9 protein-coding genes are annotated in these 13,584 nt (G+C 56.4%); 5 read left to right on the forward strand and 4 right to left on the reverse strand.

The annotated features are described in order from the left end of the window. Positions 1 to 220: 220 nt before the first annotated feature. Both OKB77_RS06315 and OKB77_RS06320 read right to left on the reverse strand, forming a co-directional pair. A complete protein-coding gene (locus OKB77_RS06315) occupies positions 221 to 655 on the reverse strand; it encodes a YcgN family cysteine cluster protein (protein ID WP_005352569.1) in 435 nt (144 codons plus the stop codon). 412 nt (positions 656 to 1,067) lie between these two features. Beyond that, entirely contained in the window at positions 1,068 to 1,553 is a 486-nt protein-coding gene (locus tag OKB77_RS06320) for a cell division inhibitor (RefSeq protein WP_043824471.1), read from the reverse strand. A gap of 230 nt (positions 1,554 to 1,783) precedes the next feature. On the opposite strand from OKB77_RS06320, the gene OKB77_RS06325 reads away from it, so the two are divergent. After that, positions 1,784 to 1,981, forward strand: coding sequence for a DUF4250 domain-containing protein (locus tag OKB77_RS06325; protein WP_005333612.1), 198 nt, complete (start codon positions 1,784 to 1,786; stop codon positions 1,979 to 1,981). A 375-nt stretch (positions 1,982 to 2,356) separates the two neighbouring features. Next, on the forward strand, positions 2,357 to 4,831 hold the full coding sequence (locus tag OKB77_RS06330) for a glycogen/starch/alpha-glucan phosphorylase (protein WP_236295506.1): 2,475 nt from the start codon (positions 2,357 to 2,359) through the stop codon (positions 4,829 to 4,831). Positions 4,832 to 4,894: 63 nt separating this feature from the next. On the opposite strand, the gene OKB77_RS06335 is transcribed toward OKB77_RS06330, so the two are convergent. Next, complete coding sequence (locus tag OKB77_RS06335; RefSeq protein WP_005333606.1) at positions 4,895 to 6,277, reverse strand: SLC13 family permease; 1,383 nt, start codon at positions 6,275 to 6,277, stop codon at positions 4,895 to 4,897. A gap of 161 nt (positions 6,278 to 6,438) precedes the next feature. Further along, positions 6,439 to 6,873 (reverse strand): thioredoxin TrxC, encoded by a 435-nt coding sequence (trxC, locus tag OKB77_RS06340; protein WP_270817155.1) that lies wholly within the window; start codon positions 6,871 to 6,873, stop codon positions 6,439 to 6,441. 187 nt (positions 6,874 to 7,060) lie between these two features. Between trxC and OKB77_RS06345 the strand changes: the two genes are divergently transcribed. The 3 genes from OKB77_RS06345 to OKB77_RS06355 all read left to right on the forward strand — a co-directional run bounded on the left by OKB77_RS06345 (position 7,061) and on the right by OKB77_RS06355 (position 13,516). Beyond that, on the forward strand, positions 7,061 to 9,865 hold the full coding sequence (locus tag OKB77_RS06345) for a hybrid sensor histidine kinase/response regulator (RefSeq protein ID WP_270817157.1): 2,805 nt from the start codon (positions 7,061 to 7,063) through the stop codon (positions 9,863 to 9,865). A 166-nt stretch (positions 9,866 to 10,031) separates the two neighbouring features. Further along, positions 10,032 to 11,768: an ABC transporter transmembrane domain-containing protein gene (locus OKB77_RS06350; RefSeq protein WP_270817159.1), complete on the forward strand. Its 1,737-nt coding sequence runs from the start codon at positions 10,032 to 10,034 to the stop codon at positions 11,766 to 11,768. Then, positions 11,765 to 13,516 carry an ABC transporter transmembrane domain-containing protein gene (locus OKB77_RS06355; RefSeq protein WP_005361118.1) on the forward strand — a complete coding sequence of 584 codons (1,752 nt, stop codon included), beginning with the start codon at positions 11,765 to 11,767 and terminating at the stop codon, positions 13,514 to 13,516. Before OKB77_RS06350 ends, OKB77_RS06355 begins: the two co-directional genes overlap by 4 nt. Positions 13,517 to 13,584: the final 68 nt, after the last annotated feature.

A 13,584-nucleotide genomic window follows, 5' to 3' on the forward strand; every position in this document is an offset into this window, starting at 1 on the left:
CTCTGCCTCTGCCTCTGCCTCTGCCTCTGCCTCTGCCTCTGCCTCTGCCTCTGCCTCTGCCTCTGCCTCTGCCTCTGTCTCGGCCTCTCTCAATGCGCAGCTGGGAGGGTGTCTGGTTTAGCCAGCCAGATATGTGTGAAGCTACAAACCCTGCTTGCAGAAACAACAAGGGCTGCACATTGTGCAGCCCTTGTCTCTGGAAAATAGCGGGTTGAGCGCGTTAGCTGGCCCAGGTGATGATGTGATCGATCCATTCACCCGCCTGATCCTCGTGAATGACCTTGCCACGGACGGATTGACCAGCCTGATGCATCGCGGAACGACTGCCGGTCAGCAGAGGATGCCACTCTGGAAGAGCGTCACCTTCAGACAGCAGGCGATATGCGCAAGTTGAGGGGAGCCAGTCATATTCGGCGATCTTGTCATGGGTGATCTGCAGACAGTCAGGCTCTTTTTTGAAACGATTGGCGTAATCAGAGCACTGACAGGTCTTGGTGTTAAGCAAATTGCAGGCGACATTGGTGAAAACCAGTTCGTCGGTATCTTCATCGATCAGCTTGTTGAGGCAGCATTTTCCGCAACCATCGCAGAGGGATTCCCATTCGGATTCAGTCATCTGCTGCAGACTCTTGGTCTGCCAAAAGGGGGCTTGCATCATACCGCTCACTTATTACACCTGATAAAACGCGTGGTTATACCCCTTGTTACCCGGTATTTCAAGGAGAGGGTCACTCCGGTGGACAAATTGTCGTGATCAGCTCAAATGAATGCAATGACTTTCAGCCTCATCATATTGCTCAAACGGGTTCGCTGGTGGGCAGGAAGTCCTGCAGGTTTGAATACTTGGGCTGCATGATTGTCCAGTTCAGATTTTATTTTCTGCTGCTTTATCCGTTGCATCTTTTGATGTTTGTCTGCTTGCAGCAAGCAGGATCAAATGATCTCCGATGCCTACCGTCAGGCTGTTGCAAGCTTGTCTTTCAAATAAAGCCGCTGGTCACATATTGTTTGCGCCCTTCTGTCACTGCGACCCGCAGGAGAGCCTGCGTAGGCGTTCGTTTTTTGTCTTAATGATTGAGATAGATATCTTGCTCTGCATAGGCCAGCAGAGGTGTGCCGAGGTTAGTCCGTTTCGCGCCAAAGAAGCGGGTGAGTACGCCAGATTGCTGTCCCAGTCGCTGCAGCTTGACGTGATCCAGCTCGATCTGCTCGGGTAGCCAGGTAAATACGGCGGCGCAGTGACCATTGCCCAGACTGCGCTCCAGGGTTTGCTGCCAGTTCTTGATTTTGGGGCTATGTACCACCAGCACTCTCTTGGGATCGATACCTCGCTCTTCCAGACGGCTGACTGTGGGGCGTCCCGGCGGGGCGATCAACAAGATCCAGCCGGTATGAGCCTCCCCAAGCTTTGTCAGCTCGCTCAGAAACTGATCATCAGACTGGATAGTCACACCATAATGGGGCAACTCCGCTTTGCAGGCGGTTCTGGTTGGCCAGGGCTTGCTCATGACACGATTCATCGCAAAGGGCAGTGAGTGCAGGGGCTGGTTCATATATGGGGTTCCTGTATGAATATCCAAGCTGTATGTGTATACAGTAGTTCTATCCTGTGGCAGTGACAAGGTGTTTTTGCTGAATAATGTGATGGCGTTGGCATGTGTCGTTAGTAAGGTTATGTTTTTAAAGACTATTTAATATAAAACAGACTGGGTGTTTTTCGTACTATGGACAAACCTTGCGTAACCGCCCATGGTTATACAGGTCATTTACAGGAGGTGCCGCCATGGATATCAGTACCTTGCAACGTCTTGATGCCAACATCTTACTGGGCATCATCAATGAGAAGCTAAGGCTTGAGTGTGACGGGTTGGAGGAGTTGCTGGCCTATTACGATATGAGTGAAGAGCAGTTGGCAGGACGTCTGGATCAGATTGGGTACCATTACGATCCATTGAGTAATCAGTTCAAGGCACATCTTTAAGGGTGCAATGATTGCTTCATATTTATACGGTAATTTTTCAGGCACATTGAAACCGGTTTCAATGTGCCGTCTTGCTGCCTATTTTCAGGGATTTTCAAGGCTTGGCAATCTCTGAAAACCTATTCATGCCAGAATATTTTTATTGTTTCATTAAGCTTATGATAATAAAGGGAATGTTTGTTTTTGTGCGATCAATTAAAGGAAAGGGTTTTCAAGCTTTTCAGGCTGTTTTTATCGGTTAAAGTGTGACTTGCGTTAACTTTTAATTCTGCCGCTTTAGTTAGTATTCTCACGCCGGTACATATTTTGAGATAACAACAGCGCCGGTCCCGCAAGCGGGATAACAATTTTATTTGTAACGAAGGAATATGGTTTATGGCTACCAAGAAGAAGACAGACCAGGATCTCCAACTGGATAAAGATCAGCTCAAGGCGAGTATCGTGCGTCACCTGCGTTCTACCTTGGGAACAAGCGAACAGAAAGCCTCTCCCGAAGCGTGGTGGAAAGCCACTGCGGCGGCCGTCAATGAACAGGTGTACGAGCGCCTGACCCGCACTCAGCAGACTCATTTCAAGAAAGATACTCGTGCGATTCACTATCTCTCTGCTGAATTCCTGATGGGACGATTGACTTCCAACAACCTGCACAACCTCTCCCTCTACAAGACTTGCGAAGAGGCGCTGGGCGAACTCGGTCTGGAACTGACCGACCTGTGCGAGCAAGAGCCGGACATGGCACTTGGCAACGGCGGCCTGGGTCGTCTGGCTGCCTGCTTTATCGACTCGCTGGCCACTCTGAACTATCCGGCGGTTGGTTACGGTATCCACTACGAACACGGTCTGTTCCGTCAGGAAATCCAGGATGGCCGCCAGATCGAGCGTCCGGACTCTTGGCGTGAATATGGCAACCCCTGGGAGATCTGCCGCCCCGAGTCGGTGCAAGAAGTGCCGCTCTATGGCTACGTCGAGACCGTGTTTGGTGACAATGGTGGCCTGAAGAAGGTATGGCACGCCGGTCGCAAGATTAAAGGGGTGCCTTGGGATATTCCGGTGGTCGGTTTTGGCGGTCATACCGTCAACATCCTGCGTTTGTGGGAATCCCGCGCCTCCGAGTTTTTCGACTGGGACGTGTTCAACGCCGGTGGTTACATCGACTCCCAGGCTGAGAAAGCCCAGGCCGAGACCATCTCCAAGGTGCTGTATCCGAACGATGAGACCGATGCAGGTAAAGAGCTGCGTCTGATCCAGCAGTACTTCTTCTGTGCTTGCTCCATCAAGGACATCATGCGCCGCTACAAGCGGGTCCATGGCAGTGACTTCAGCAACTTTGCCGCGCAAATTGCCATTCAGCTCAACGATACTCACCCGACTGTCGCCATCCCGGAACTGATGCGGGTGCTGGTTGACGAGGAAGATCTGAACTGGGATGCCGCTTGGGCTATCTCTTATCAGGTCTTCTCTTATACCAACCACACTCTGTTGCCGGAAGCGCTGGAGAAGTGGTCGGTCAGCCTGTTCGAGAAAGTACTGCCTCGCCATCTGGAGGTGATTTACGAGATCAACGCCCGCTTCCTGAACGAGTTGGTGGAGCCCAAGTGGCCGGGCAACGATGCTATCAAAGCCAAGCTCTCCATCATCGAAGAGGGAGATGTGCGCAAGGTTCGCATGGGCAACCTGTGCGTGATCGGTTCGTCCAAAGTGAACGGTGTGGCCGAGATCCACTCCAAGCTGGTGAAGGAAGATCTCTTCCCCGAGTATGCCGAGCTGTGGCCGGAAAAAATGTGCAACGTGACCAACGGGGTAACCCCGCGTCGCTGGCTGCTGGCGTGCAACCCGGAGCTGGCGGGTCTCTACAACGAAGTGGTGGGTAAGGAGTGGCCGCTGCAACTGGACAAACTGCGTGGCGTGGTGAAGTTTGCCGACGACAAGGCGTTCCAGCAGCAGTTCATGACCATCAAGCGTCACAACAAAGAGAAGCTGGTCAAGGTCATCAAGGACGAAACCGGTATCGATGTCAGTGCCGAGGCGATCTTTGACGTCCAGATCAAGCGTCTGCACGAGTACAAGCGCCAGCAGCTGAACCTTATTCACATCATGGCGCTCTATCGTCGCCTGCTGGCCAACCCGGACTATGACATGCATCCGCGCGTGTTTATCTTCGGCTCCAAAGCGGCGCCCGGTTACAAGCTGGCCAAAGACATCATCTATGCCATCAACAAGCTGGCGGATCGGGTCAATAACGATGCTCGTATCCAGGGCAAGCTGAAAGTGGTGTTCATGCCGAACTATCGCGTGAGTCTGGCCGAGAAGCTGATCCCGGCGGCAGATGTCTCCGAGCAGATCTCTACTGCAGGTTATGAAGCATCCGGTACCGGCAACATGAAGATGGCACTCAACGGTGCAATCACCATCGGGACGCTGGATGGAGCCAACATCGAGATCGCCGAAGAGGCGGGGGCCGAAAACTGTGCCATCTTCGGTTTGAACGTGGACGAAGTGAAGTCGCTGAAGGCGCGCGGTTACAACCCGTACGACTTCTACTATGCCAATTCCGAGCTCAAAGCCGTGCTGGACTGGTTTGATACCGACTACTTCACGCCTGGTCGTCCGGGTGAACTGGCCTCCATCAAGCGCTCCTTGCTGGAAGGGGGAGACCCTTACCTGACCCTGGCGGACTTCCAGTCCTACTCGGATGCACACAAGCTGATCGATACCTGGTATCGGGATCCGGCACTGTGGGCGAAGAAGGCCATCATCAACTCGGCCACCATGGGCAAGTTCAACTCCGACCGCTCTATTCAGGACTATGTGGATCGGATCTGGGATCTGAAGGCCTGCAACATCGGCTAATCAGATTCATAAATGAGAAAACCCCCGCAATGCGGGGGTTTTTGTTTATTGGGGGGAGTTGAATCAGAGGATATCGCCAACGAAGTAGGCCAGCAGGGCGAGCAACACGGTAAAGACCACGTTCAGAGCCATACCGGCTTTCATCATCTCCCTCTGGCGGATGTGGCCACTGGCAAAGACGATGGCATTGGGCGGCGTGGCGACCGGCAGCATAAAGGCACAGGAGGCACCGATAGCGATCAACACCGACATCACCACAGGTGATACCCCCAGCGCCTCGGCGACACCGGCAAACAGGGGAACCAACAGTGCGGCGGTGGCGGTGTTGGAGACCAGCTCGGTCAGGAACACCACGAAGGCGGCCAGCATAAGCAACACAACAAAAATGTTGGCGTTGGAGAGTACGGCCGACAGATGGCTGGCCAGGAAGGCGCTGGTACCAGTGGCTTTGAGAATGGCGCTCAGGGTCAGACCGCCGCCAAACAGCATCAGTACGCCCCAGTCGGTGTTCTGGTTGACGTCATCCCAGCTGGCGACACGGCTGACCACGATGGCTACGATGGCGCCCATGGCAATCAGGGTGTCGAGTTGCGGAATACCGCCAAAGGCGTTGGAGATGGGTTGTGAGCCGATCCAGAGCACAACGGTGGTCAGGAAGATTGCCAGCGTCACTTTACGCTCGCGGGTCCAGTTGATGGTGACATCCTGGATCTCGACGCGGTGGCTGAGACGCGGGCGGGTTACCAGATAGAGCAGGGCAATGCCGCAGGGCATCAGGATCAGCACTACTGGAACACCGAATTTCATCCAGTCAGTGAAGCCAATCCCCATCTGGGCGGCTGCGATGGCGTTGGGTGGGCTACCCACCAGGGTACCGATGCCACCGATACTGGCGCTGTAGGCGATCCCCAGCAATACGAAGACGAAGGTGGCGCGCTCTTTTTTGCTATCGAGGCGTGCCAGCATACCGATCGCCAGTGGCAGCATCATGGCGGTGGTAGCGGTGTTGCTGATCCACATCGACATGGCGGCTGTGATGGTAAAGAGCAGGATGACGCCCCAACCCAGATGACCATTGGCCAGGTGCATCACCTTGCCTGCCATCAGGGTATCCAGTCCCTGTTTGGAGAGGGCTGCCGCGAGGGCGAAACCGCCAAAAAAGAGGAACAGGATCGGGTTGGCAAAATCGGTGAGGGATTTGCTCATGTCAAACACCCCGAGCACGGTAGCCAGCAGGGGTACCAGCAGCGCGGTGATGGTGACGTGCAGTGCTTCGGTCAGCCAGAGGATGGCGATAAAGACCAGAATGCCCAGCCCCTTGTTGACCATGGGGTCAAACGGGAGCCAGGCGAGCATGGCACAAAGTAGCAAGACATCCAGGATGACGATCCCTGATTTGATGTCCAGCCAGCGAGATGGAGCAGAGGGTACAGCTGATGTGTGCATAATGTTCTCTTGGTTAATTTATGGTTGTTTTTGTGTTGCCGAGATTACATCCATTCACTTGTTTGAAACAGACTCACATGTTGAAAATCAGCCTCTACTCACATACTCATTGATAAAAATGAGGAAATGAACACATAAATAAAACATGTGCGAAATATAAATCAAACATCCATGAACTGTTCCAGCCATTGCTTGAACATGCTCTTGGGCAAGGAGCCATTTATCTGGTTCACCAGTTTGCCCTGTTTGAAGACCATCAGGGTGGGGATGCTGCGAATGGCGTAACGGGCGGCAATGGTGCTCTGCTGCTCGGTATCGACTTTGACAAAGCGCATCCGTGGTTCGAGTTCATGGGCAACCTCATGAAATACCGGAGCAAACTGCTGGCAGGGGCCGCACCAGCTGGCCCAGAAATCGACCACGACCGGGATATCTGAGTTGATCAGGGTATCGAAGTTATCCGCCTTCCCGAGGCAAGGGGTCTGGCTGAACAGGAGGGATTTGCAGCGCCCGCATTTGGCAGATGTATCGATATGGGTAACGGGCAGGCGGTTCCTGGTAAAGCAGTGGCTACAATAAGTAGTGATAAATGACATAATTGGTTCCTTCTAAATCAGCGCTGGCCGGGGATATGATGAGAAGCCAGAATGAAGCAATCGCGAAACAATAGCGAAATATCAGAGCAATAACGGTAACACAGTGCCCAGCGGGAGTGGATAATTCCCCCTGGGTTCATTGCCTAACCGGATAATTCAGCGACCACCAGATGAGAGTCGAGACGGGATGAATAAAGGATCACGGAAAAACCGTGCTGTGCCAGGGCTGATCGTTGCCTTGCTGCTCGCCTTTTCGGGCTACTGCTGGCAGTCGCTCAGTCAGCAGCAACAGGCCCACGACCTGAACGACGCGGCCGAGGTGGTGCTGAACCGGATCAACGCCGATACCGTCTATCTGCTTGGGCGGGAGCAGGCCAATGACAGCAATGTCCAGCAGCGCCTGAACCAGTTATCCATCACCCTTGACGGTTTTGTACGGGAAGTCAGAAGCGATCCCGAGCTGGTGCAAGACGATCTCTCCCAGGCACTGCTTGAGGACATGGACACCTATCTGATGGCGCTGGCCAGGCTTCATGCCATTGAGATGGCTATCGAGTATCTCAATGCGCCCCTGCAGGCCCAGATTCAAAAGGTGCGGGGGATAAGCCCGTCAGACAGTGCGCTTCATCGCGACCTGGAGGAGCTGGCGCAACTGAGCAACTATCTGCAGCGCAGTTGGGACAAACGTGAACAGACTACGCTGGATCTGCTGCAACAGCAGTTGCAATCCCGTTATGGCAACTTGCCGGAGATCGCTACCCTGATCCGCCTGAGCAAGGAGATGAGCCAGCAGGTGATTGCCTATCACACCTTGCGTTACCAGCTCATCGACATGCATGTGATCGAGAGTCTGGTGCGCTGGAAACTCGACAAGCTGGAGCGCGCCTCCTCTTTGATGAACCGCTTCTATCTGATGGTGCTGTGCGGGGCTTTGATCTGCTTTGCGCTGGTGGCCTTCACCCTGTGGCGCCGCAACCAGAAGCTGAGCGAGTTGTCGCGCCAGACCGGCTTGCTGGCCCAGGCCAAAAGCGATTTTCTGGCCAACATGAGCCACGAGATCCGCACCCCCATGAATGCCATCATAGGTTTTAGCTCGCTGGCGCTGCAAACCGAGCTGGATCAACAACAGCGTGATTACCTTGGCAAGATAAAGTCCTCCTCAGATACCTTGCTGCTGCTGATCAACGATATCCTCGATTTGACCAAGGTGGAGTCAGGCAAGCTGACGCTGGAAGAGATTGATTTCGATCTCAGCGAGCAGCTGGATTCGCTGGCGGGCATGTTTGCCGATCTGGCGGAGCGCAAACACGTGGAAGTGGTTATTCGCAAGTCACCGGAGGTGCCGGTCTTTTTGCGTGGGGATCCCTTGCGATTGGGACAAGTGCTGGTCAATCTGGTGAACAACGCCATCAAGTTTACCGAACGCGGTGAAGTCGAAGTCTGCATCGAGCTGGCCAATCCTCACCCAATGCGGATCCGCTTCAGTGTGCGCGATACCGGAATCGGCATTGCCGAAGAGAAGCAGACCCAACTGTTTCAGGCGTTTACCCAGCTGGAGGCGGGCAATACCCGAAAATATGGCGGCTCGGGTCTTGGGCTCAACATCTCCCAGCGGCTGGTGGAGCTGATGGGGGGGCGGATCACCGTAGAGAGCAAGCCTGGCGTCGGCTCTCTGTTCAAGTTTGATATCCCGATGGCGCAGGCGGTCTACGGCGTGGCTGGACGGAAAGTCTTCTTCGAGAACCAGCCGCTGGTGATGGTGATGGATGACAACGAACTGGTGCTGGATCTGGCCCGGGACATTCTAACTCGCGCGGGAGTGCGGGTGCTGCCGGTTAACTCCCTTTCCCGTGCCCGTCAGCTGCTCCGTGAAGAGGGACCGAATCTGCGGTTGGCGATCCTCGACTGGCGCATGGGTCAGGAGGATGGGCTCGATCTGGCGCTGGAGATGTATCAGCACAGCCAGTGGCGGCGGATCCCCATCCTGATGATCAGTGCCTGGGCCAGAGAGGGGCTGCACGCCCGGATGGACAGCATGGGGCTGACCCATTTTCTGCCCAAACCGATGACCGAAAATGCCCTGCTGGCCAAGGTGGACGAGCTGCTCAACGGCAGCTCCTACGAGCTCAACCTGCGCAAGGCCGAGGCACAGGGGGATCAGCAACACTTCAAATCCCTGTTGCAGGGCACCCGAGTGCTGTTGGCGGAAGACAACCGGGTCAATCAGCAGCTCATCATCGAGTATCTGCGGCGCGTCGATGCGGTGGTGTGTGTGGTCAGCAATGGTCGGGAGGCGGTGGAGCGGGTCGCCGAGCAGCCTTTTGACGTGATCCTGATGGATTTGCAGATGCCGGTGCTGGACGGACTCGATGCCACCCGCCAGATCCGCAAGATGGTCGACAAACACGATGTGCCCATCATTGCCCTCACCGCCAGTGCCATGCCCGGTGACAAGGAGCGTTGCCTGGGGGTGGGGATGAATGGCTATGTCACCAAGCCGGTGAGCAAGCTGGATCTCTACAACAACCTGCTGCAGTGGGTAAAGCCGCAAGGAGTGGAGCATGCAGGGATCATGGAGGTGAAACCGCCGGATATGATCGGGATCCTCGATCTGCAGGATGCCCTCAAGCGGCTGGAGCAGGACAAGGAGGCGTTGCAGATCCTGTTCAAGCTGTTCATGTCGGAGCACAAGGACGACCTGTGGGAGATCCGCTCTGCCCTGCGCCGTCAGCAGCCCGAGGTGGCCAGCAAGTTGCTGCACACCCTCAAGGGGGTGTCGGCCAATATCTCGGCGGCCCGTTTGCAACTGGTGGCTGGCGAGCTGGAGTGGCGCCTGCGGCAAAACGAGGTGCTGAGCGAGACGGATCTGGAGCAGTTGCAACAGGTCTTTAGCCAGACCCGGGAAGAGGTGTCACACTTCCTGTTGACCGGTGAGCAGCATGAAAATTCGTATAATCCCTATTCATCAGGGGATGATCGCATGTCACAGTGAATTAAATAGTAATTATTCTCAACCATCCCGGTTCGGGATATGATGAGCTTTCGTTCGAATCGCCTCCAGCCGGAGGCGATTGTTTTCATTCTTCTATTTCTGCGTGGCTTCTCTGATGGCCGCTCCTTGGAGCGGTCACGGGCAGAGAGCGCTAAAGGTTGGTGGTGTGAGCGTATTTCTACGATTGAGCTGGTTTTTCAAGGAGCAGTGGCCCCGTTATCTGGCCGCTATCTCCCTGCTGCTGATGGTGGCCCTGTTGACCGTTATTCCGCCCAAAGTGGTGGGCTGGGTGGTGGATGGCATCACCAAGGGCGGTCTCGACAATGACACTCTGATGCGCTATCTGGCGGGGCTGTTTGGTCTGGGTGTGCTGATTTATCTGCTGCGCTACGTCTGGCGGGTGATGCTGTTTGGTGCCTCTTACCGTCTGGCCTATGTGTTGCGCAATCGCCTGTTCAGTCATTTCACCCGGATGAGCCCCGATTTTTATCAGCGCCACCGTACTGGCGATTTGATGGCCCATGCCACCAACGACATTCAGGCGGTGGAGATGACCGCTGGCGAAGGGGTGCTGACTCTGGTGGACTCCATCATGGTCGGGGTATTGGTGCTCTCCATCATGTGTAGCCAGTACTCCTGGCAGTTGACGCTGGTCTCCTTGTTGCCGCTGCCGGTGATGGCCTATTTCATGAACCGCTTCGGCACCCAGATCTACACCCAGTTCAAGGCGGCGCAAGGGGCCTTCTCCAGGCTCAACAACAAGACCCAGGAGGCCCTTTCCGGCGTGCGGGTGTTGAAATCCTATGCGGTTGAATCGCTGGAAGATGAAGGCTTTGCCGAGCTGACCAAACAGGCGGGGGAGCGCAATATGGCGGTGGCCCGCATCGATGCCAAATTCGATCCGGTCATCTATCTCTGTATCGGTTGCTCCTACTTCCTCGCGGTGGCGGGGGGCAGTGTGCTGGTGCTGCGCGATGAGCTGACTCTGGGTGAGCTCACCAGCTTCACCATGTACCTCGGCCAGCTGATCTGGCCGATGTTTGCCATCGCCTGGCTGTTCAACATCATCGAGCGGGGCAGCGCCGCCTACTCCCGTATCGAAAGCCTGCTGGGGGAGCGCAGCGATATCGAAGAGCCTGCCCAGCCGGCCGCGTTTACCTCTGCCTTTCTTTTGCAGATCAAAGGGGTGAGCTATCAACTTGAGCAGCGCACCCTGCTTGCGGATATCGACGTTACCCTCAAGCAAGGGGGGATGCTCGGGGTGGTGGGGCGCACCGGGGCAGGCAAGAGCTCCCTGCTCAAGCTGTTGATGCGCCTTGCCAATCCGACTCACGGTTCGATTGTCATGGGTGGCGTTCCGATTGACCAGCTGCCGCTCGCCACATTGCGCAGCCAGTTTGCCTATGTGCCGCAGGAGCCATTCCTGTTTTCCACCACCATCGCTGCCAATATTGCCCTCGGCAAACCCGATGCGAGCCGCGAGGAGGTCGAACGGGTGGCGCGCATTGCCTGTGTCCACGATGATATCGTGCGTTTCCCCAAGGGCTATGAGACCGAGGTGGGGGAGAAAGGGGTGACCCTCTCCGGCGGCCAGAAACAGCGGCTGGCCATTGCCCGCGCCCTGCTGCTGGATGCGCCCATTCTGGTGCTCGATGATGCGCTCTCGGCGGTGGATGCCCACACCGAGCAGCAAATTCTGCATGCCCTCAAGGCCCATCGTCGCACCCTGATCCTGGTCAGCCATCGCATGACGGCGGTGGAGCAGGCCGACGAGATCCTGGTGCTGGAGCAGGGGGCCATCAGCGAGCGGGGTCATCACGGTGCCCTGATGGCGCACAATGGCTGGTACGCAGATATGGTGCGTTATCAGCGTCTCGAAGAAGCGGTGGAGGAGAGCCTGTGAATCCGACCATTAAACGACTGCTCGCCTACTGCGCCCAGTATCCTCGCTGGCTGATCCAGGCGGGGATTTGCCTGCTGCTCGCCACCGGCGCCGAAGTGGCCGGGCCGCTGCTGATCAAGCTCTTTATCGATGACTATCTGGCGCCTCGCAATATCGTGCTGCCCACCATAGCCCTGATTGCAGCGGGCTATCTGGGCTTGCAGGTACTCTCGGCGGCGGGCTTCTATTTGCAATCCCTGCGCTTTAACCGTATCGCCCAGGCGGTGGTGCAAACCTTGCGCGAGCAGGTGTTTGCCACCGCCATCCGCTTGCCGGCCCGCTACTTTGACAAGCATCGCTCCGGCTCGCTGATTTCCCGCATCACCAACGACACCGAGGCGATCATGAACCTCTATGTGCAGGTGATCGGCTTGCTGGTGCAAAAAGTGGTGCTCTTGTGCGGCATCCTCATCTCCATGGCGCTGCTGGATCTGCGGCTGATGCTGGTCTGCTCCCTGTTGCTGCCCGCCGTGGGCGGGGTGATGTGGCTCTACCAGAAACTGAGCGTGCCGGTGGTGCGAGCGACCCGCAGCCTGCTCTCCGACATCAACAGCCGCCTCAACGAGTCGCTGCAGGGGATGCCGGTCATTCAGGCTATGGTGCAGGAGCGCCACTTTGCCAACGCCTTTGCCGAGGTGAACCAGCAACACTGGTCGGCACGGATCAAGAGCCTCAAGATCAACGGCATTTTGCTGCGTCCGCTAATCGATCTCTTCTACATGATGGTGCTGATCGGCCTGTTGGCGCTGTTTGCCCATGAGGGGGGGAGCCACGCGGGTGCTATTCAGGTAGGGGTGCTCTATGCCTTTATCAGCTATCTGGGACGGATGATCGAACCGCTCATCGAGATGACCAACCAGCTTAACCAGTTGCAGCAGGCGATGGTGGCGGGGGAGCGGGTCTTTGCCCTGCTCGATGAAACCCGCGAGAGCACCGAGGGCGAGCTGCGCCCGTTGGAAGGGCGGGTCAGTTTCGAGCGGGTGAGCTTCTCCTACGATGGTGAGCAGCAGGTGCTGCGGGAGGTCAGTTTTGCCGCAAAACCGGGCCAGATGCTGGCGCTGGTGGGCCATACCGGCAGCGGCAAGTCCACCATTATCAGCTTGCTGATGGGCTTCTATCCGCTGGATCAGGGGCAGATCCGTTTCGATGATCACGCACTGGATACCCTGTCGCTGGCGGCGGTGCGCCGCAGCATCGGGCTGGTGCAGCAAGATCCATTTATCTTCGTCGGCACCCTGGCGGAGAACCTGCGTCTCGGCCGCGCCGGAATAGACGAAGCGCGGCTCTGGCAGGCGTTGAGCGAGGTGCAGCTGGCCGACTTTGTGCGCAGCCTGCCACAGGGGATCAACACCCTGATGGAGGAGGGGGGCAAGAACCTCTCCGCCGGTCAGCGGCAACTGCTCTCCTTTGCCCGCGCGCTGGTGGGGGATCCGCGTATCCTCATTCTGGATGAAGCGACGGCCAGCGTGGACTCCCAGACCGAGTTGGCGCTGTCGCAGGCGATCTCTGCTGCCCGTCGTGGCCGCACCACCATCGCCATCGCCCACCGCCTCTCGACCATCGTCGATGCGGACGAGATCCTGCTGCTCTCCCGCGGTCAGGTGAGCGAGCGGGGTACCCATGGTGAGTTGATGGCCCTCGGCGGTCACTATGCCCAGCTGTTCGAGATGCAGAGTCAGGGGGCCTGGCTGGAAGAGAAGCGCGCCTGAGCGGCACATTTGCTGTAACAGCGACATGAACGAAAAGAGGGAACCGATACGGTTCCCTCTGTTTTTTG

This window comes from Aeromonas sp. Y318-3 (assembly GCF_027706185.1).
Lineage (GTDB): Bacteria > Pseudomonadota > Gammaproteobacteria > Enterobacterales > Aeromonadaceae > Aeromonas > Aeromonas veronii.